This is a genomic window from Streptomyces sp. NPDC033174, from assembly GCF_055577795.1.
In genome coordinates, this window is record NZ_JBVIPQ010000008.1 from 245,688 (window position 1) to 266,359 (window position 20,672).

Annotated in this window: 15 protein-coding genes; 11 read left to right on the top strand and 4 right to left on the bottom strand. The window is 71.6% G+C overall.

Annotation, left to right across the window (positions count from 1 at the left end; translation table 11 throughout):
• Positions 1-39: 39 nt before the first annotated feature.
• The 4 genes from ACZ5VC_RS25495 to ACZ5VC_RS25510 all read left to right on the top strand — a co-directional run bounded on the left by ACZ5VC_RS25495 (position 40) and on the right by ACZ5VC_RS25510 (position 6,978).
• Positions 40-1,644 (top strand): serine/threonine-protein kinase, encoded by a 1,605-nt coding sequence (locus ACZ5VC_RS25495; protein WP_469122321.1) that lies wholly within the window; start codon positions 40-42, stop codon positions 1,642-1,644.
• A gap of 119 nt (positions 1,645-1,763) precedes the next feature.
• Positions 1,764-3,380 (top strand): serine/threonine-protein kinase, encoded by a 1,617-nt coding sequence (locus ACZ5VC_RS25500; RefSeq protein WP_469122322.1) that lies wholly within the window; start codon positions 1,764-1,766, stop codon positions 3,378-3,380.
• A 121-nt stretch (positions 3,381-3,501) separates the two neighbouring features.
• On the top strand, positions 3,502-5,127 hold the full coding sequence (locus tag ACZ5VC_RS25505) for a succinic semialdehyde dehydrogenase (protein ID WP_469122323.1): 1,626 nt from the start codon (positions 3,502-3,504) through the stop codon (positions 5,125-5,127).
• A gap of 30 nt (positions 5,128-5,157) precedes the next feature.
• Positions 5,158-6,978, top strand: coding sequence for a GMC oxidoreductase (locus ACZ5VC_RS25510; RefSeq protein WP_469122324.1), 1,821 nt, complete (start codon positions 5,158-5,160; stop codon positions 6,976-6,978).
• Between the two features lie 89 nt (positions 6,979-7,067).
• Here the strand turns inward: ACZ5VC_RS25510 and ACZ5VC_RS25515 are convergent, their stop codons facing one another.
• Complete coding sequence (locus tag ACZ5VC_RS25515; RefSeq protein WP_469122325.1) at positions 7,068-8,180, bottom strand: LAETG motif-containing sortase-dependent surface protein; 1,113 nt, start codon at positions 8,178-8,180, stop codon at positions 7,068-7,070.
• Positions 8,181-9,035: 855 nt separating this feature from the next.
• Entirely contained in the window at positions 9,036-9,338 is a 303-nt protein-coding gene (locus ACZ5VC_RS25520) for a chorismate mutase (protein ID WP_469122326.1), read from the bottom strand.
• A gap of 312 nt (positions 9,339-9,650) precedes the next feature.
• Between ACZ5VC_RS25520 and guaA the strand changes: the two genes are divergently transcribed.
• The 4 genes from guaA to ACZ5VC_RS25540 all read left to right on the top strand — a co-directional run bounded on the left by guaA (position 9,651) and on the right by ACZ5VC_RS25540 (position 14,317).
• Positions 9,651-11,249 carry a glutamine-hydrolyzing GMP synthase gene (gene guaA, locus ACZ5VC_RS25525; RefSeq protein WP_468708252.1) on the top strand — a complete coding sequence of 533 codons (1,599 nt, stop codon included), beginning with the start codon at positions 9,651-9,653 and terminating at the stop codon, positions 11,247-11,249.
• Between the two features lie 135 nt (positions 11,250-11,384).
• A complete protein-coding gene (locus ACZ5VC_RS25530) occupies positions 11,385-12,215 on the top strand; it encodes a class II aldolase/adducin family protein (RefSeq protein ID WP_469122327.1) in 831 nt (276 codons plus the stop codon).
• Between the two features lie 154 nt (positions 12,216-12,369).
• The gene (locus tag ACZ5VC_RS25535) at positions 12,370-13,629 is read left to right on the top strand and encodes a hypothetical protein (RefSeq protein ID WP_469122328.1); all 1,260 of its coding nucleotides are present in this window, start codon (positions 12,370-12,372) and stop codon (positions 13,627-13,629) included.
• A gap of 151 nt (positions 13,630-13,780) precedes the next feature.
• Positions 13,781-14,317 carry a DoxX family protein gene (locus ACZ5VC_RS25540; RefSeq protein ID WP_469122329.1) on the top strand — a complete coding sequence of 179 codons (537 nt, stop codon included), beginning with the start codon at positions 13,781-13,783 and terminating at the stop codon, positions 14,315-14,317.
• Positions 14,318-14,473: 156 nt separating this feature from the next.
• On the opposite strand, the gene ACZ5VC_RS25545 is transcribed toward ACZ5VC_RS25540, so the two are convergent.
• Positions 14,474-15,763 (bottom strand): PspC domain-containing protein, encoded by a 1,290-nt coding sequence (locus ACZ5VC_RS25545; RefSeq protein WP_469122330.1) that lies wholly within the window; start codon positions 15,761-15,763, stop codon positions 14,474-14,476.
• A 402-nt stretch (positions 15,764-16,165) separates the two neighbouring features.
• On the opposite strand from ACZ5VC_RS25545, the gene ACZ5VC_RS25550 reads away from it, so the two are divergent.
• From ACZ5VC_RS25550 to ACZ5VC_RS25560, 3 genes are all read left to right on the top strand, one after another.
• Positions 16,166-17,437, top strand: a complete 1,272-nt coding sequence (locus ACZ5VC_RS25550; RefSeq protein WP_469122331.1) for a PspC domain-containing protein — start codon at positions 16,166-16,168, stop codon at positions 17,435-17,437.
• Positions 17,434-18,141, top strand: a complete 708-nt coding sequence (locus ACZ5VC_RS25555) for a LuxR C-terminal-related transcriptional regulator (protein WP_469122332.1) — start codon at positions 17,434-17,436, stop codon at positions 18,139-18,141. The genes ACZ5VC_RS25550 and ACZ5VC_RS25555 overlap by 4 nt, the downstream gene beginning before the upstream one ends.
• Before the next feature lie 102 nt (positions 18,142-18,243).
• Positions 18,244-19,446, top strand: coding sequence for an alpha/beta hydrolase (locus ACZ5VC_RS25560; protein WP_469122333.1), 1,203 nt, complete (start codon positions 18,244-18,246; stop codon positions 19,444-19,446).
• On the opposite strand, the gene ACZ5VC_RS25565 is transcribed toward ACZ5VC_RS25560, so the two are convergent.
• Positions 19,410-20,480 (bottom strand): C40 family peptidase, encoded by a 1,071-nt coding sequence (locus ACZ5VC_RS25565; protein WP_469122334.1) that lies wholly within the window; start codon positions 20,478-20,480, stop codon positions 19,410-19,412. The genes ACZ5VC_RS25560 and ACZ5VC_RS25565 overlap by 37 nt on opposite strands.
• Between the last annotated feature and the right edge of the window lie 192 nt (positions 20,481-20,672).

Here is a 20,672-nt window from a genome sequence, read left to right on the forward strand (position 1 = left end):
CGTAACCTGGCATCCGAAGGAACGGGTGGGCGGGGGCAAGTGGAAGATTCTCAGAACACGGGCACGGGCACGGGTCTGGTGCTGGCCGGTCGCTACCGGCTGGGCGAGTCCATCGGCAGCGGTGGCATGGGCAAGGTCTGGCGTGCCCACGATGAGGTCCTGCACCGGGTCGTCGCGGTCAAAGAGTTGACCGCGGGCCGCTACGTCTCCGAGGCCGACCGGGTCGTTCTGCACGCCCGTACGCAGAAGGAGGCACGGGCCGCCGCCCGCATCACGCACCCCGGCGTCGTCACCGTCCACGACGTACTGGAGCACGACGACCGCCCGTGGATCGTGATGCAGTACGTCGACGGGCCCTCCCTCGCGGACGCCGCCAAGAAGTCGGGCCCGCTGGAGGCCCGTGAGGCGGCCCGCATCGGGCTGCACGTCCTGAGCGCGCTGCGGGCCGCGCACGCGGCCGGGGTGCTCCACCGGGACGTGAAGCCCGGCAACGTCCTGCTGGCGCGCGACGGTCAGGTCCTCATCACCGACTTCGGCATCGCCGCGATCGAGGGCGACTCCACCATCACCCGGACCGGGGAACTCGTCGGCTCCATCGACTATCTGGCGCCCGAGCGGGTACGGGGCGGCGACCCGGGTCCCGCCTCCGACCTGTGGTCGCTGGGCGCGACGCTGTACACGGCGGTGGAGGGGACCTCGCCGTTCCGCCGGACGTCGCCGATCAGCACCATGCAGGCCGTGGTGACCGAGGAGCCGCCCTACCCCTCGCACGCGGGGGCGCTCGCGCCCGTCATCACCGCCCTGCTGCGCAAGGACCCGGCGGACCGGCCGGAGGCGGCCGAGGCCGAGCGGATGCTGATGGAGGCGATGGAGGGGCGCAGTCCCGCCGCCGCGCAGGCGTACGTGCCCACCCAGAGGGTCCGGGAGGAGGACCTGCGGTCCGCCACGGCCCAACTCCCGCCGCAGGTCGCGGCACCGGCCCGGCATCCCGCCGTGGCGGGTGGACGCCAGGGCACGGGCAGGCGGCGCGGGCGCGTGGCTCTGCTCGCCGCCGTGCTCGCGGCCCTGATCGGTGGAGCGGCCGTCTTCGCCGCTATGCGGTACACGGGTGACAGCGGCCGCGGCACGGAAGCCGGACCGAAGCCCACGCGTTCCACGACACCCGAGTCCACGGCACAGAAGCAGTCCGTCGGTGCCGGCTGGCACCGGGTCAACGACCCCGACGGCTTCAGCCTGCTCGTGCCCAAGGGCTGGAAGCGCCAGATGGACGGCAACCAGATCGACTACACGCCCGACAACGGCCGCCATCGCATCCGGATCAGCGTCGACCGCTCGCCGGACTTCGAGAACCCGTACATGCACATGCAGGACGTGGAGAAGACCCTCAAGGACCGGCTGCCGGTCTACAAGCGGGTGCAGTTGCACCCCAACACCTTCCGGGACCAGCTCAACTCCTGTCTGTGGGAGTTCACCTGGACGGAGAAGAAGACCCACCCCGGCAAGCGGCACGCGATCGACCAGATCTACTACGCGGACGACGGCACCGAGTACGCGCTCTACATGTCCTCCCCGCAGGAGGACTGGGCGACCACCCGCGAGCAGTTCGACTTCATGCTCAAGGGCTGGAAACCGAAGGGTTCCTGACCCGTCCACAGGGGCGGGAACGGGCGGTTGCACCTGTCGCCGGGCGCGTGTGTCACGGCTCTGCATCCGGTCTCCCACCCCGCTGGCCACCGTCCTCGCGGATCGGCTTGGATGGACCCATGAACAATGACGGGGGACGGGTGAGCGAACCCACCAGCTACGGACTCCAGCCGCCACGACCGGGTGGCCCCGCTCCGTACCGGCCCACCGCCGCCGGGGACGTCCCGGTCCCGCCCCAGGCGGAGTCCGGCGCCGGCCGTGTCATCGGGGGCCGTTACCGCCTCGTCGCCCGTCTCGGGCACGGCGGCATGGGAACGGTCTGGCGCGCCCACGACGAGGTCGTCGACCGCGATGTGGCCGTCAAGGAGCCCCGCGTACCGGACCATCTCTCGGAGCGCGAGCGGGGCAACGTCTATCTGCGGATGCAGCGCGAGGCCCGCGCCGCCGCCCGGATCGAGCACCCCTCCGTGGTCACCATGCACGACGTCGTCGTCGAGGACGGCAAGCCGTGGATCGTGATGGAGCTGGTCCGCGGCCAGTCGCTCGCCGGCCGCCTCCAGGAGGGCACGCTCGACCCGCGCGAGGCCGCGCGCATCGGCCTGGACGTCCTCGGCGCGCTCACCGCCGCGCACGAGGCGGGCGTCCTGCACCGGGACGTCAAGCCCGACAACGTCCTGCTGGGCCGCGGGGACCGGGTGGTCCTGACCGACTTCGGCATCGCGCAGGTCGAGGGCGAGCAAGGGCTCACGGAGACCGGCGCGTTCGTGGGTTCGCCGGAGTTCATCGCGCCCGAGCGGCTGCTCGGACAGCGGCCGGGGCCCGAGTCGGACCTGTGGTCGCTGGGCGTGGTGCTGTACGCGGCGGTCGAGGGCATGTCGCCGTACCGCCGCTCGCACACCCCCGCCACACTCCAGGCGGTCCTGTCCGCCGAGCCCCAGACCCCGGCGCGCGGATCGGGAGCCTTCGGCACGCTGGTGATGCAGCTACTGCGCAAGGACCCGGCCGCGCGGCCGGGCCCCGCGGAGATCCGCGAGACGCTGGAGTCGGTGGCCCGGCCGCCGCTGGCGGGCGCGGTGACCCAGTTCTACCCGGCCGGTGCCCCCGCGGCCGGCGGCAGCCGCTGGGTGCCGCCGATCCTGCGGGACAGCCGGGGGGCGCGCTACGGCCTGCTGGGCGGTCTGGTGGCGCTCGCCGTCGCGCTCACCCTGGTCGTCGTCGATCCCTTCGGGGGCGACGAGTTGCCGCCCGGCTGGCAGGTCCGCCCGGAGAACGAGCTCCTTCAGGCCCAGGTGACCGTCCCTGAGGACTACAAGCGCTTCCAGTCGGACGACGACGGGGCGGTCTGGTACACGGACCCCAGCGGCATCTTCGAGATCGACTTCTGGCACCGGGACGCCGCGGTCAAGACGGACGAGCCCGGCGGCGACGGGCAGGCCTGGAAGGCGCGCTACGAGAAGGGCGGTAACAACGGCTCGGAGATGAAGGACGCCAAGGTCACGGTCAAGGACATCCAGCACCAGGGCCGCAAGGCGTCCGACCTCGTCGCCGACTACACGCCCTACTCGTCGAGTGAGGACGATCCCGTCCGGTACCGGTACCACGAGCTGCTCGTGCCCGGAGAGGGCAAGACGTTCTGGCATCTGCGCGTGAAGATGCCCGCGGCGGGGAAGGGCGCCACGGACGGCGAGGCGCTGTACGCGGAAGTCGTGAAAGGCCTGAAGATCCAGGGTCCGTAGCGGCCATAAGCCCCTGATCAGGGCTTATGTGCCAGTGATCGCTGGCGTGGTTGTGGGTACCCGGTGAAAAGGTATTACCGACGGGTACCCAAAGGCCCGGATGCCGCATACCCTCGCCCCCATGACGGACTCGCAGGCCACCACCGCCGCCCCCGGTACGCACGGCACGAACCCCATCGCCCCCGCCCCGGCCGGCGCACGGACCGCCGCCGACGTGGTCACTCCCGAAGTGGTCACCCAGCTCACCCGGGGGGTCGTCGGTTCCGGCCGGACCGCCAACCACACCCCGTTCACCGGGGACAAGCTGGCGGACCTGCCCGAGTCCACGCCCGAGGACGTCGCCGAGGCCTTCGCGCGCGCCCGCGCCGCCCAGCCCGCCTGGGCCGCCATACCGGTCCGCGCCCGCGCCGCCGTGCTCCTGCGCTTCCACGATCTCGTACTGGAGCGGCAGGCCGAGGTCCTCGACCTGATCCAGCTGGAGACCGGCAAGGCCCGGCTGCACGCGCACGAGGAGGTCCAGGCCGTCGCCGTCGCCGCCCGGCACTACGGCCGCAAGGCCGCCTCGTACCTCAAGGCCAGGCGGCACACCGGCGTCGTCCCGACCCTCACCAAGGTGACCGAGCTGCGTCAGCCGCGCGGCGTCATCGGCCAGATCGCGCCGTGGAACTACCCGCTGGAACTGTCCGTGGGTGATGCCCTGCCCGCCTTCGTCTCGGGCAACGCCGTCGTCATGAAGCCCGACACCGAGACCGCGCTGACCGCGCTGTGGGCGCGTGACCTGCTGGTCGAGGCCGGTCTGCCCGCCGAGGTCTTCCAGGTCGTCCTCGGCGAGGGCCCCGTCGTCGGCCCCGAGGTCGTCAGGCACGCCGACTACGTCTCCTTCACCGGGTCCACCCGCACCGGCCGCGAGGTCGCCCGGGGCGCGGCCGAGCGCCTCGTCGGCGTCTCCCTCGAACTCGGCGGCAAGAACGCCATGCTCGTGCTGCGCGACGCGGACATCGAGAAGGCCGCCGCCGGCGCCGTGCGCGCCTGCTTCTCCTCCGCCGGACAGCTCTGCATCTCCATCGAGCGGCTGTACGTCCACGACTCGATCGCCGACGCGTTCATCGAGCGGTTCGCCGCCCGCACGAAGGCGATGCGGCTCGGCAACTCCCTCGCCTACGGCGCCGACATGGGCTCGCTCGTCGGAGAGCGCCAGCTGGAGACCGTCACCAAGCACGTCGACGAGGCCGTCGCCAAGGGCGCCAGGCTCGTCGCCGGCGGCGTCGCCCGCCCCGACATCGGCCCGCTCTTCTACGAGCCGACCATCCTCGACGGCGTCGAGACGCCGATGGCCGTGTGCACCGAGGAGACCTTCGGGCCGGTCGTCTCGATTTACCGCTTCACCGACGAGGACGAGGTCGTCGAGCTGGCCAACGCCACCCCCTACGGCCTCAACTCCAGTGTCTGGACGACGGACTCGCGCCGCGGCCACGCGGTCGCCGCCCGGCTGCGCACCGGCACGGTCAACATCAACGAGGGATACGCCCCGGCCTACGGCAGCGTCCAGTCCCCGATGGGCGGCATGAAGGACTCCGGCCTCGGCCGCCGGCACGGCTCCGAGGGCATCCTCAAGTACACCGAGGCCCAGACCGTCGCCCAGCAGAGGCTCATCCCGCTCGCGCCGTCCTTCGGGATGGACGACGAGAAGTACGCCGCCTTCATGAGCACCAGCCTCAAGGTGATGAAGGCCCTTCGCCTGCGCTAGCACCCCGCACTTTTCTCGACGAGGAGAGCCATGACCCAGGTACCCCCTGCCCGAAATCAGGCCGACGAGGGCTCCGGCGCGGACTCGGCGTACGACTACGACGTCATCGTCATCGGCTCGGGCTTCGGCGGCTCGGTGTCGGCGCTCCGGCTGACCGAGAAGGGCTACCGGGTCGGTGTCCTGGAGGCGGGCCGCCGTTTCACCCGCGAGACCCTGCCCAAGAACTCCTGGGACCTGCGCAACTACCTCTGGGCGCCCGCCCTCGGCCTCTTCGGCATCCAGCGGGTGCATCTGCTGGGCAATGTGATGGTGCTCGCGGGCGCGGGCGTGGGCGGCGGTTCACTGAACTACGCCAACACCCTCTACGTACCGCCCGCGCCGTTCTTCGACGACCCGCAGTGGAAGGACATCACCGACTGGCAGGACGAGCTCGGCCCGTACTACGACCAGGCCAAGCGGATGCTGGGCGTACGGCTCAACCCCACCATGACCCCGTCGGACGTCCATCTGAAGGCGACCGCGCAGGCCATGGGGGTCGGGGACTCCTTCCACATGGCACCCGTCGGTGTCTTCTTCGGGGACGGCGAGGACGCAAACGGTTCGGCGCAGGCCCGGCCGGGAGCGACCGTCGACGACCCGTACTTCGGCGGCGCCGGACCGTCCCGCCGCGCCTGCACCGAGTGCGGCGAGTGCATGACCGGCTGCCGCCACGGCGCGAAGAACACCCTCAACGAGAACTACCTCTACCTCGCCGAGAAGGCGGGCGCGGTCGTCCACCCGATGACGTCGGTCGTCGCCCTCACCGAGGACTCGCGCGGCGGCTTCGCCGTCAGGACCCTCCCCAGCGACAACAAGCGCAAGGGGCAGGGCCGTACGTTCACCGCCCGCCGGGTCGTCGTCGCCGCCGGCACCTACGGCACCCAGACCCTGCTGCACCGGATGAAGGACACCGGACTGCTGCCCCGGATCTCGGCGCGCCTCGGCGAACTGACCCGTACGAACTCCGAGGCGCTGGTCGGCGCCCAGACCGACAGCCGCCGCTACCGCAAGCGCCACGGCGCGGAGAAGGTCGACTTCACCCGGGGCGTCGCGATCACCTCCTCCATCCACCCGGACGAGAACACCCACATCGAGCCCGTCCGCTACGGCAAGGGCTCCAACGCCATGGGCAGCCTGACGATCCTCCAGGTGCCCTACCGCACCCGGGCCCGGGTCGCCGGATGGGTCGGCAATGTCGCCAGGCACCCCTGGCTGGCCGCCCGCTCGCTCTCCAACCGCCGCTGGTCGGAGCGGACCATCATCGGCCTGGTCATGCAGTCGCTGGACAACTCCCTGACGACCTACCGCAAGCCGAAGGGCCTCGGCAAGGGCCTGCTCACCGCCCGCCAGGGCCACGGCGCACCCAACCCGAACCAGATCCCCGAGGCGACCCGGGCCGCCACGCTGCTCGCCGAGGAGATCAACGGCTTCGCCGGCTCCAACATCGGCGAGCTGATGGGCACGCCGCTCACGGCCCACTTCCTCGGTGGCTGCCCGATCGGCGCGGCGGCGGACTCCGGTGTGATCGACCCGTACCACCGGCTCTACGGCCACCCCGGCATCTCGGTGGTGGACGGCTCGGCGGTCTCGGCGAACCTGGGCGTCAACCCCTCACTGACGATCACGGCGCAGGCCGAGCGGGCGATGTCCTTCTGGCCGAACAAGGGCGAGGCGGACGCGCGCCCGGCGCAGGGGACCGCGTACGTCCGCCTGGCGCCGGTCGAACCGAAGTCCCCGGCGGTGCCGGCGGACGCGTTCGGCGCGCTGAAGCTGCCGTTCCTGGGGATCCCGGCGGTCCCGCCCAAGAAGTGACCGCCCAGGAGTGAGCCCGCGCCGGGCATGAGAAGGGCGCTGCACCCCCCTCCGAGTGCAGCGCCCTTCTGGTCCGTGGTGATGCGGCGTTACGCGGCGGCGTCGCTCCGGCGCCGCTTCAGCGCGAAGACGACACCGGCACCGGCGACGACGGCGATGCCGCCGGCGATCCCGATGGTCGGCAGCATCGAGGACGACCCGGTCTCGGCGAGGTTGCCGGTGACGGGCAGGGGCTTGGCCTCGCCCTGCGGCTTGAGGTCCTGCGAGGGCTTCTCACCGCTCGGCTTGGCGTCGCCGACGTCGTCGGCCTTGGCGCCCGGCTTGACGATCGTGAACGGGTAGACGTCGCCGTTCTCGAAGCAGGCGGCGTTCTCGTCGTCCTCGGCGCCGGCGTCGTACCCGCCGGCGGCGATCATGACGCTCTTACCCGCGGGCGCGCCCTTGTCGATCTTCACCCGGAGGTCGACGGTGACCTTCTGGCCGGCGTCGAGGGGGAACTGACCGAAGAACATGCCGTTGTTGAACGGGCTCTCGGCGAAGTCGTTGACCCACTTGCCCGTCTCGGGGTCCTTGTACTCGAAGTGCGCGTACTTCTCGATGAGCCGCTCGTCGCCCTCCTCGGGAGACGTGCCGTAGGTGGCGGCGGCGTAGACGTTCAGTTCGCCGATGTTCTTCTCGCCGGTGTTCTTCACGTGGAACGTGAAGTTCTTCCAGCCGCTGCCGGCGACGATCTTGTTGGGGAACCCGCCGAGGCCCACCTCGATCGCGGCCTCCTCGCAGTCCGGGAACTCCTCGTCGTCCTCGTCGTCCTCGTTGTCCTCGTCGTCCTTGCCGTCCTCGGCGCCGGTGCCCTTGCCGTCCTTCTTGCCGTCCTTCTTGTCGCCCGGCGCGGGCGTGCCGGCGGAGGCGGGCTTCTTGTCGCCGTTCTTCGCGCCGGCGTCCGTCCCGGAGGGCTCGGCGTCCTCGGCCCCGGCGGGCGCCGAGGCCTCGGCGGACGGCGTGGAGGCGGTCTCGGGCACCGAGCCGTCCTGTCCGCCGTCGTCGGCCGTGGTGCCGCCGGTGGTGGTCGTGCTGGTTCCCGCTGTGCCGGGCGTACCGGTCGCGCCACCCGTGGACGCGTACGCGGCGGGCGCCGCCAGGAAGGCGGCGGGAGCTATGAAGGCGGTCGCGGCGGCGACGGCCATGGCACGGCGAAGCTTCATGAAGACCTCAGGGAAGTCAGAGGTGCCGTACGACACGGCACGAGGCGGGGGCCGGCCCCGAGTGGCGGTCACGGGTGTGGCGGGTGGTTCCGCATGCATGACCTGTGACCAGGCGGATTGGTTGCACGTGAACTCACAGAATCTTTATGTGTCACCCGTCACACCCGGCGCGTCGCGTGGCGCTCGACGGGTGATCCGCGTCGGCGGGGCCGCCGGACAGGCGCGCGCCGTGCCGCGCGCGAGTGCCTCGCGGGGGACGAGCGAGGGCCCCGTGGATCTTCCGTCCACGGGGCCCTCGGCCGTCGGCACCGACGCCGGGGAACGTCGATGCCGCGGGGGCGGCGCCCGGGGGGTAGCGCCGCGTGGGAGCGGGTCGTGCGAGTCCGTGCGGTCCGCCGGGTGGTCGCCCCGGCGCACGAGGGGAGTGCGCGTGGTGTGGACCTCTGGCAGTGCGGGGGTGGAACCGCGCCGTACGGGAGTGCCGGGATTGCGGGGGAGCGCGAGGCGACTGCTCTGCATCGTGCTCGCGGTCGGCGGCCGACGCAACCGTCCTGACCGGATGCGGTCGGCTCCGGGCGTCCCCGGAGCCGACCGTCCTTTCTTGGTGACCGGGCTGCTGTCCCCTGCCGTCCGGTCACGCGCGCCGGGGCGAGGTCCCACGACGTGCCAGAAGCACGTCACACGCCCCGGCGGAGCCACGCGTGGTTTTCTCGGTCCCGCCCCTGGCTGACGCGGATACCGGGACCAACGAAGCCGTGCCGGAAGCGGTCACGCGCCGTACGGGTGAGGACGGGCCCGAACTCAGGTCCGTACCCGGCCCCGGCCGGAGGCTCGGACATGACCCCGGCGGAGGGCTCAGACGCGGCCCCGGCACAGCTCCAGCATCGTCATCGCAAGCGACGTGCCCGGCTTGCCCAGCGCGTCCCGGTAGTGCCCGAGCACCTCCATCTCGCGCGCCAGGTTCACCCGGCGGCCGCCGGAGGTGATGCGGGCCTCCTGGATCACGGCCGAGACGGCCATCCGTTCCTGGATGAGCCCGATGATCCGGTCGTCGAGCGCGTCGATGCGCTCGCGGGCGTCGCCGATGAGCGTGGCGGCCTCGTCGGTACGCGCGCCGGTCTTCTCGATGGCGGTCATGGCGGTCGTGGCGGCAGTCATGGTGGGGTTCTCCTCCGGTGGAGTCGGTCGGAGCCCCGGAGCGGCACGGCCCGGAAACGACAGAACGCCCCGGGCCTTGTCGGCCCGGGGCGCCTGGGAAGTCGCTTGTCAGCTCAAGCAGCACGACCATGGCAGCCGGACGGGCCGGTGCCATAGGTAAAGACGAAGGTCATCTGCTTGTGCATGCGGACAGTATGGACCGGGGCGGCAGGTCGGACCAGCCGCAGTTCGGATGGTGAGACGAAAAGTCACCCCTCCGCGCCGGTAGAATCGACAAATACAGACCCCTCCCACCGCCGGAAGGCCGCCGAAGTGTCATCAGCGTCCCCCGCTGCCGCGCCCGACGTCACCAACCCGGACGTAGTCCTCGTTGTCGACTTCGGCGCGCAGTACGCCCAGCTCATCGCCCGCCGCGTCCGCGAGGCCCGGGTCTACAGCGAGATCGTCCCGTCCACCATGCCGGTGGCCGAGATGCTGGCCAAGAACCCGAAGGCGATCATCCTCTCCGGCGGCCCGTCCTCCGTGTACGCGGAGGGCGCCCCGCGCCTCGACCGCGAGATCTTCGAGGCCGACGTCCCCGTCCTCGGCATGTGCTACGGCTTCCAGCTGATGGCGACGACCCTCGGTGGCACCGTCGACAACACCGGCGCCCGGGAGTACGGCCGTACGCCGCTGCACGTCTCCAAGTCCGGCTCGACCCTCTTCGAGGGCACCCCGCTCGAGCAGTCGGTGTGGATGTCGCACGGCGACGCCTGCTCGGCCGCCCCCGAGGGCTTCACGGTCACCGCGTCCACGGACGTCGTGCCGGTGGCCGCCTTCGAGAACGACGAGAAGAAGCTGTACGGCGTGCAGTACCACCCCGAGGTGATGCACTCCACGCACGGCCAGCAGCTGCTCGAGCACTTCCTCTACCGGGGCGCCGGCATCGAGCCGTCCTGGACCACGCACAACGTGGTCGAGGAGCAGATCGCCCTCATCCGCGAGCAGGTCGGCACCAAGCGCGCCATCTGCGGTCTGTCCGGCGGCGTCGACTCCGCGGTGGCCGCGGCCCTCGTCCAGAAGGCCATCGGCTCCCAGCTGACCTGTGTGTACGTGGACCACGGTCTGATGCGCAAGGGCGAGACCGAGCAGGTCGAGAAGGACTTCGTGGCTGCGACCGGCGTCTCGCTGAAGGTCGTCGACGCGCAGGAGCGATTCCTCAACGCGCTCGCCGGTGTCTCCGACCCCGAGGAGAAGCGGAAGATCATCGGCCGCGAGTTCATCCGGGTCTTCGAGCAGGCCCAGGCCGAGATCATCGCCGAGGCCGCGGGCGGCGAGGAGGTCGCCTTCCTGGTGCAGGGCACCCTCTACCCGGACGTCGTCGAGTCCGGCGGCGGCACCGGCACCGCCAACATCAAGTCCCACCACAACGTGGGCGGACTGCCCGACGACATCGAGTTCGAGCTCATCGAGCCGCTGCGCAAGCTGTTCAAGGACGAGGTCCGGATGGTCGGCCAGGAGCTGGGCCTGCCCGAGGAGATCGTCCAGCGTCAGCCGTTCCCGGGCCCCGGCCTCGGTATCCGCATCGTCGGCGAGGTCACCAAGGAACGCCTCGACCTGCTGCGCGAGGCCGACGCCATCGCCCGCGAGGAACTGACGGCGGCCGGGCTCGACCGTGACATCTGGCAGTGCCCGGTGGTGCTGCTGGCGGACGTGCGCTCGGTCGGTGTCCAGGGCGACGGCCGCACCTACGGCCACCCGATCGTGCTGCGGCCGGTCTCGTCCGAGGACGCCATGACGGCGGACTGGACGCGGATGCCGTACGACGTCCTGGCGAAGATCTCGACGCGCATCACCAACGAGGTCCCCGATGTGAACCGTGTGGTGCTGGACGTCACCAGCAAGCCGCCGGGCACCATCGAGTGGGAGTAGTCCTCCCGTAGCCCCACGGGCTGACGGCCTTGCCGTCCGGCCTGGATCAGCGGCGCCGCCCCTTCGCGGGGCGGCGCCGTTGTCGTCCCCGCACGACTCTGTTCACCTGCCGTGACGCGCGGTAGCTTCCGGCGCATGAGCGAGATTCCGGCCCCCTTCCCCGCCTCCGTTCCCGGCTTCGCCCCCGCCCCCACCCCCGTCCCCGTCGAGCGGCTCCACTTCGCGATGCCGCCGGTGCACGCGACCGCGGACGAGGAGCGGACCTCTCGCAAGCAGAGACTGGCGGGTGCGCTGCGGCTCTTCGGACGGTTCGGGTACGAGGACGGTGTCTCCGGCCACATCACCGCCCGGGACCCCGAGTACGCCGACTGCTTCTGGGTGAACCCCTTCGGGGTGCCCTTCGCCGAGGTGACCGCGAGCGATCTCCTCCTGGTCAACGGCGAGGGCCAGGTCGTCCAGGGCACCCACCATGTGAACCAGGCGGCGTTCGCCGTCCACGCGCAGGTGCACCGGGCACGGCCCGACGTGGTCGCCGTCGCGCACAGTCACTCCCTGTACGGGCGGGCGCTGGCCGCACTCGGCGAGCTGATCGAGCCCCTCACCCAGGAGGCCTGCGCGTTCTACGAGGATCATGCGCTCTACGACGCCTACACCGGGGTCGTCGTGGACGAGGAGGAGGGGCGGCGCATCGCCGCCGCGGTCGGCGCGTACAAGGCGATCGTGCTGCGCAACCACGGGCTGCTGACGGTCGGCGACTCCGTGGACGCGGCCGTCTGGTGGTTCATCGCGATGGAGCGCTGCAGTCAGGTCCAGCTGGCGGCGCGGGCGGCGGGAAAACCAGTGCTGATCGAGCACCGGGACGCGGTGGCCACGCGGGAGCAGCTCGGCAGCGATCTGGTCGCGTGGATCAACTACCAGCCGCTGTGGCACCGGATCAGCCGTGCGGAACCAGAACTACTGACCTGATGTTTGTGTGACGGAGGTACTTCTCAGTCAACCCGATGGTGGGCCAATCACCCGGATCGGCTCGTTTCGCCGCCTCTTACGACCTTCCCGTACGGCACAATTCCCTTGAAATGACTGATAGTTCGATAGGGGTGGGGAAGGGTGGCGTTCCGGCGTGGCGGTGCAAGAGGCGAGAGAGCGCAGTGACTGCGCGGACTGTGCGAACGGCGTGCACGGCGCACGGGAAGGACACCGGCGCGCCGTCGCCGCGTTCCTCGCCCAACGGGACGAATTCGCCGCGGGGAAGGGGCTTCCGGCGGCGGTCGCCCACTCGGCCGGGGCGTCACGGCAGTGGGTCTCGGACGAACTGACCCAGTCCGCGCGGACGGTCGCCGAGCGCGGCCGCGCGGCGGGCGCGTCCTGGGTCCACCTGGTCTGGCGCGGCACCCTGCTCCTCCTGTGGGGAAGCGTGGTCGCGCTGCTGCTCGGGCAGGCGTTCACCGCGATCGGCGTCGGCTGGACCGGCGCGCGCACGGCGGCCCTCGCCGCCACCCTCCTCACCGCCGGGCTGCTGACCCTGGCGGCCTCTGCCCACCGCTTGCGCGGCGGTCTCCTCGCCCCTGTGATCGGCGACGACAACCGGCTCTCCACCTCCCGTGCGGTCGCCGCGTCCTGGCTGTCGCTCGCCGCCTTCTCGATCCTGCTCCTCGCTCTGCGGCTCGCGGGCGCGTCCGACCCCGCCGAACGGGACCACCTGATCGCCGGTCTCGAACTCGCCCGGGGCGCCGCTCTGCTGACCGTCATCGCGCTGCTGGGCGCGGTCGCCGTGGTCGTGCGCCGTGTGGTGCTCGTACGCGTCCTGGCCCAGCGGCTTCAGAAGGTCCGCGCGGACCGGCCGCGCGCCGCCGACCTGCTCTGCGACGACAACGGCCGGGCCTCCCTCACCGACCTCCAGTACGTGGCGGTCAGCGCGGTCGCCCTTCTCTTCACGGCGATCCGCCTCGGCCGGCGGCCCGACCAGATCCCGGACCTGCCCTGGTCCCTCGCCGTCATGGTGGGCCTCTCCGCGATGATCTACCTGGCCGGGAAGTACGCGGAGGGCAGCCGCCCGGCGATCCTGTCGGTGGTCCGCGCACACGAGGCCGGGGACCTCGACGCCCCCATCCGCACCGGCGACGACATCGAGATCCGGGGCATCGGCTTCGTCCCGCCGGGGGCGTCCACGGCGGACCATCTGACCCGTCTGATGGTGCGCGTCGGCCCGGTCCACACCCATGTCCCGCTGGTTCCCCTCCCGGGCGGCTTCGCCAACCCGACGGACGCGACCGTGACCGTGCCGCTGCCGGTGGACGTGGAACCGGGGCTGGTGGAGGTGTGGGTGGTGACGTCGGCGGGCCTGGAGAGCAACCGCGTCACCATCGAGGTGATGGAGTGACGGCCGCCCGGCCCGTCCGCCCGCCGCTCGTCCTTCTGGCCCGGTGCCCGGCAGGGGTGACTGAGCGATAGGTGTGCCTCTCGCGTATCCATATCGATGGGGCGCGGGGAGAATCGACCTGCGGACAGTGGCGTGGAGAGGCAGGCCGGCAATGGCACGAATGCACCGGGCGACGGCGACGTACGGACCCGGCGACGGGGTGGACGGCCCGGGCGGACCCACGGGGTGGAAGGCCGCGGCCTCCCGCTTTGCCCTGCTGCCTCTGCGGATCTTCCTCGGGGTGACCTTCGTCTACGCCGGTCTCGACAAGCTCACCGACGACCGGTTCATGGCAGCTGAGGGAAGCGGCTCGATCGGCGAGATGATGCGGGCCGTGCGGGACAGCTCGGCCGTGCCGTGGCTCGTCGACATCGCCCTGAACAACCCGGTGGCCTTCGGCTACGCGATGGGGATCGGCGAGCTGGCGGTCGGTCTCGGTACCCTCCTCGGCCTCTTCGCCCGCCTCGCCGCCCTCGGTGGTGCCCTCATCTCGCTGAGCCTGTGGCTCACCGTGAGCTGGCAGTCGAACCCGTACTACTACGGCAACGACCTGGCCTACCTCATGGCCTGGTTGCCGTTGGTGCTGGCCGGGGCGCCCGTGTTCTCCCTCGACGCGGCTCTGGCCGCGCGGCGCCGGCGGATCGCGTAGGCGGTCCAGGTCGCCACGCTCGCCAGCAGCAGGCCGCCGCAGAACAGCGGGATCACCGTGTACCAGGGCGTCTGCCAGGCGCCGGCCGCGTCACCCGCGAACAGCGCCGCGACTGCGAGACCTGTGACGCCCACGATCAGGCGGCCCGGACGGAACTCATGAAGCAGCACGGGTGACCTCCACCTGGCCGAGCCCGACCTCGAGGGTGAGGTCGAGGGTGCCCGCCGGGGCGGCGCCGGGCGGCGGCGTGAGCGTCCGGGTCACCTCCCTGTCCGGGGCGACGTCGATGTCGTTCGGTGGCTCGTCGGGGAAGCGCAGATCACCCAGGCCCACCTCGGCGTGCAGCTTCACCGTCACGTTCTTCGGTACGACGACCTTGAGCTGCCCGGCGCCGACCCCGACCCGGGTGGTGACCGTCAGGCCCTTGGGGACCGTGAGCGCGGACAGGTCGAGGTCCCCGACGCCGGAGCCCAGTTCGTAGTTCGGCTGCACCGCCGCGACCGAGGCCGGTTTCCAGGTCGTACGGACCCAGTCCGTACTGATCTCCTTGGGCAGCGCGGCCGCCACCGTCAGCAGACCGGCGGTGACCACCGTCAGGAAGAGCGTGCCGAAGCCGGTGCGGCCCAGGAAGCTGCTGATCACCAGGCCCAGGGCGAGGACGGCCAGCGCGCAGACGAGACCGGTCTGCAGGCTGGTGCCGAGCGGTTGGGCGTCCCAGCTCAGGCCGGTGCCGAGGCCGCCCGCGACGAGCGCCAGCACGAAGACCAGGCCGCCGATGGAGCGCGGGCCGCGCACCGGCTCGAGCCTGGGCACGGGCATGTCGTGGATACGGCGGGCCGCCGACATGTCCGCCGCGATCGAGTCCAGGGGTCCCCACAGGTAGCCGGCCGGGACCGGACCGGTCGTCCCGTCCTTCACGATCGGGTCCCGCCACCACGACGGACTGTCGGGCGGCGGCGGTGCCTTCGTCTCGGGCGGCGCCTCGGCCACCGCATGGGCCGTCGCCGGATCCAGCGGGGCCTCGGTCTCCGTGGCGAGCCGGCGGCGCTGTGACCAGACGGCCGCGCCACTCGCCGCTATGGACAGCATCATGGCGAAGCCGAGGGTGCCGCCGCTGCCCAGCATGGACAGGAACAGGCCGCAGCCGACGAGGGCCATCAGTATCGCGGTCAGCGAGGCGCCGTCGACCCGGCCGGAGAGCAGCCTGCGGGCCTCGTTCTCGTCGTCCCCCTCGGCCGGGACGAACAGCCAGGCGAAACCGTAGAAGATCAGGCCGATGCCGCCGGTCACGGAGAGCACGCCGATCACGATCCGGAAGAACACCGGGTCGAGGTCGAAGTGCCGGCCGAGGCCGCCGCACACGCCGGCCACCACCTTCTGCCGCGGCGTGCGCCGCAGCTGCGGTGGGGGCGGGGCCTCCGGCGGAGAGGGCATCGTGCTCGTCATACGTCCATGGTGACGGGCCGCACGGCGGTGCGGCACCCGCCCCGACCCTGGCCGGTCCCTGATATTGACCCCGATCCGGGACCGGGGACGCGGTCCGGGGACGCGGCGCCGGGCGGGTCCCCGAGCCGGGACCGGGGACGCGGCGCCGGGCGGGCCCGCCGGGCAGGGCACGCGCGGCGGACCGGAAGGCCGGGGGTCGGCGAGCGCCATCGAGGGACGCCGAGGCGCACCGAGGATCCCACGGGGCCCGAGAGGCACCGAGGGCGCCACGGACCCGAGAGTCCCCGGAGGCACGAGGGCCCCACGGACCCGAGCGGCAAGGGCGCCGGGAGGAGTGGATCAGGGTCGTCTCAGGGGCTCACCCTGATGCCCGCGACCGTACGGCCGTGTGACCATCGGGACATGCCCGCCGCCACCCGACTGCCCGAGACCGACGATCCGCCCGTGCGCAAGCTCTACCGCAGCGCCGACGGCCGGCTCCTCGGCGGGGTCGCGCGCGGACTGGCCGGGCATCTCGGGCTGCCGGTCATCTGGGTGCGCTTCGTCTTCCTGGCGCTGTTCCTCGCCGAGGGCCTCGGCGCGCTGCTCTACGCCGTCTTCTGGATCGTCGTCCCGCTGGGCGTGGGCGGCCGGGCGAACGAGCCGCGGTCCGTCTTCGAGACCACGCCCGACGGCCGGCGCCGGCTCCGCAAGCCCGACAAGGGCCAGGTCTTCGCCCTGATCGCGCTGTTGATCGGCGCGGCCGTCTTCGTCTCCAACGTCAACATGGGCAGCGAGGCCAACCGCTACATCTGGCCGACGCTGCTGATCGGCGTCGGCGTGATCCTGGTCTGGCGACAGGCGGACAACGCCCGCCGCGCCAGCTGGACCGAGGACGGCCGGCGCCGGCGCGCCCTGCAGCTCGCCCGCGGCCTCGGCGGTGTCGCCCTGGTGGGCATGGGCCTGACCGCCTTCATGGTGGTGCGCGGCTCGGCGGCCCAGCTGGGCACCGCGCTGACCGCCGCGATCGCCGTCCTCGCCGGCATGGCGCTGCTCGCCGGTCCCTGGCTGGTGAGGATGACGCAGGACCTCTCCGAGGAGAGGACCATGCGCATCCGCGCCCAGGAGCGTGCGGAGGTCGCGGCGCACGTCCACGACTCCGTCCTGCACACCCTCACCCTGATCCAGCGCAACGCGGACGACGCCGGTGAGGTGCGCCGGCTCGCCCGTGCCCAGGAGCGGGAGCTGCGCAACTGGCTGTACAAGCCGGAGGGCACGGGCAAGGACGAGGACGAGGAGCCGGCCACCCTCGCGGAGGCCGTGAAGAAGGCGGCCGCCGAAGTCGAGGACAAGCACGGCGTCCCGCTGGAGGTCGTCGTCGTCGGGGACTGCCCGCTCGACGAGAAACTGGCCGCACAGATGCAGGCCGCGCGCGAGGCGATGGTCAACGCCGCCAAGTACGGTGGCGAGGGCGGGGCGGTGCAGGTCTACGCGGAGGTCGAGGGCCGCACGGTCTTCGTCTCGGTCCGGGACCGGGGGCCGGGCTTCGACCTGGATTCCGTCCCCGACGACCGGATGGGCGTACGAGAATCGATCATCGGCCGGATGCAGCGCAACGGCGGTTCGGCCCGCCTGAGATCCGTACCCGGCGGGGGCACGGAAGTGGAGCTTGAGATGGAGAGGGCGGACGGATGACCGACGAGACGGCGGATGCGGCGGAGACGGGTTCGGCCACGGAGCGTCGTGCGCGGGTCGTGCTCGTCGACGACCACCGGATGTTCCGTACCGGCGTGCAGGCGGAGATCGGCCGGACCGATGTCACGGGCGTCGAAGTGGTCGGTGAAGCCGCCGACGTGGACCAGGCGGTCACCGTCATCACCGCGACCAGGCCCCAGGTGGTCCTGCTCGACGTGCATCTGCCCGGCGGAGGCGGTGTCGAGGTGCTGCGCCGCTGCGCGAGTCTGATGTCGGCCCACGAGAACCCCGTGCGCTTTCTGGCCCTGTCGGTCTCCGATGCCGCCGAGGACGTCATCGGTGTCATCCGCGGCGGCGCCCGCGGTTATGTCACCAAGACGATCACGGGTACGGACCTGGTGGACTCGATCTTCCGGGTGCAGGACGGCGACGCGGTGTTCTCACCGCGCCTGGCCGGCTTCGTCCTGGACGCGTTCGCGTCGACGGACGCACCGCCGGTCGACGAGGACCTGGACCGGCTCACCCAGCGCGAGCGCGAGGTACTGCGGCTGATCGCCCGGGGTTACGCGTACAAGGAGATCGCCAAGCAGCTCTTCATCTCGGTGAAGACGGTCGAGTCGCATGTCTCCGCGGTCCTGCGCAAGCTCCAGCTGTCCAACCGACACGAGCTGACGCGCTGGGCGACGGCACGGCGTCTTGTGTGACGGCAAGACGCCTTGTGTAACGGTGATCGTCGGGTGATCGTCGGGTAACTGGTACGTGGGCGCGGCAACCCGCAGGGGCCGGCGGGGCTCTTCATCCATGTGATGAGCCTGACTGGAACCCCGTTCTTCGTGACCGCGATCGTCCTCGCGGTGGTCGCGGTGCTGCTGCCCCTCCTGCTGTGGAGCCGGCTGCGGGGGCCCGCCCTCGTACGAGGGGTCTGCCGACTGGCCATGGTGGGGTTCGCGCAGGTCACCGCGATCGTGGTGGTCTTCGTGGCGGTGAACAACGCCAACAGCCTCTACGACGGTTGGGCCGATCTGCTCGGCACGGGCAGCCATGTGGACTCGGCGATCGACCTCGGCCCCGACGGCACCGGCGGCAAGCGGGTGGCCGAACTGCCGAAGGTCACGCAGTCCTTCGAGCCGGTCGACGACCCCGCGATGGGTCCGGGCGTCCGCAAGACCGTGCTGGACGGGCAGGTGTCCGGGGTGAAGGCCGAGGTGTACGTGTGGCTGCCGCCGCAGTACGACGACCCCGCCCACAAGAACAGGACGTTCCCCGTCGTGGAGCTTCTGGGCGGTTTCCCCGGCTCGCCCAAGGCCTGGTTCGGCAGTTTGCGCGCCAACCAGCAGCTGGCGCCGCTCATGCGGCAGGGGAAGGTGGCGCCGTTCATCCTCGTCGCCCCGCGCACCAACATCCTCGGGGACACCGACACCGGCTGCGCCAACATCCCGGGCAAGGTCAACGCCGACACCTGGCTGAGCGTCGACGTCCGCAAGATGGTCACCGACAACTTCCGGACCTCGCCGAAGGCCGAGGGATGGGCGGTGGCCGGGTATTCGGCCGGTGCGCACTGCGCGGCCAAGCTGGCGATCGCGCACCCGGACCGCTACCGCGCCGGGGCCAGCCTGTCCGGCTACAACGATCCCGGCGCCGAGGCCGCCTCACTGACCGCGAAGAGCCCGCGGCTGCGGCACGACCACAACCCGCTGACCATGCTGAAGACGGCCAAGACCCCGCCGCGCACCACGCTCCTCTTCACCGGGGAGGGCAACGACGGCTATCGGCAGGGGCTCGCCCTTCGGGCAGTGGCCAAGCCCCCGACCCGGATCGACACCCGCCTGGTGACCGGCGGCCACCGAACCTCCACCTGGAAGCGGCAGGTCCCCGCGCTCTTCGAGTGGCTGACCAGGCAGATCGGTGCTTCCTCCGGTCCCGGGGAGACGCAGGAACAGGACGCCGGCCGGGGGACCACGCAGACGAGTGGTCAGCCGACCCGGGTCGCACCCGCGAACGGCATCTGATCGAGCGGAGCGATCCGCACCGGGGCACCCGGGCGGGGGGCGTGGATCATCTGCCCGCCGCCGATGTAGAGCCCGACATGGCTGATGCCCGAGTAGAAGAACACCAGATCCCCGGGGGCGAGTTCGGACCGCGAGACACGCCGGCCCGCGTTGATCTGGGTGTAGGTGGTGCGCGGCAGGGAGACGCCGGCGGAGCGCCAGGCGGCCTGCGTGAGGCCGGAGCAGTCGAAGGCGTTCGGCCCTGTGGCGCCCCAGACGTACGGCTTGCCGAGCGCCCCGTACGCATAGGAGACCGCCTGCGCGGACCGGGAGTGGGGGGCTGTGGCCGCGCCGCGCGGGGTCCCGCGGCCGGCGCGTTCCGCCGGCGTCGCGTCCGCCGGGCCGTTCCCGGTGCCGGCGCCCCCGCGCTCGTACAGCGCCCGCTGCTCGGTGGTGAGCCGGGCCAGCATGGTCTCCGCGTCGCGCAGCTTCCCCTGGATCGTCGCCTTGTGGGTCCTCAGCTCGGTCTGCCGGGCCTTGAGGTCGCGCAGCTTGCCCTCCGACTCGGCGCGCAGCCGGCCGATCTCGGTGAGCTGCCGGCGTACGGAGGCGATGGCGGTGGCCTGCCGCTCGCCGACCCGGTCGGCGAGCGCCGCGCGCTCCAGATACTCGTCCGGGTCGGAGGTGAGCGCGAGCTGGAAGGCGGGGTCGATGCTGCCCGAGCGGTACTGCGCCGTGGCGATCGAACCGAGGGCGTTGCGTGTGGCGTTGAGCCGCTCGGTCCTGCGGGCGGCCTCGTCGCGCAGCTCGTCGAAGGAGCCGCGCGCCGCGTCGGCCTTCTCCTTGGCGCCGTTGTACTTCTCGGTGGCCTCCTCCGCCTCCTGGTACAGCGCGTCGATCTTGGCCTTGACCTGCGTGGGGGTGAGCCGGGGCTCGGCGTGCCCCGATCCTTCGAAGGCGGTCGCGGTCGCGGCGGAGGCGAGCGCGAGCGTCACGGCCGTACGGGCAGCCGGTCCGCGAAGGGGTCGTTGTCTGGGTTTCCGGTGCGCTGCCACGAGGGCGGGTCACATCCTTTCCCGGCGGGGTCCTGGGGGAGGACGCTAAACCTGTGCGTCACGGGCGAGCGGCGTCTTGGTCACTCTTGATCACAGATGGCCGCGCCGGACCGTTCCCTGCCGGGCGGCGAGCGCGGGGGACTCCACATTCGTGTACGGCTGTGACCGATGCGCCCGATGAGGCACACCTGA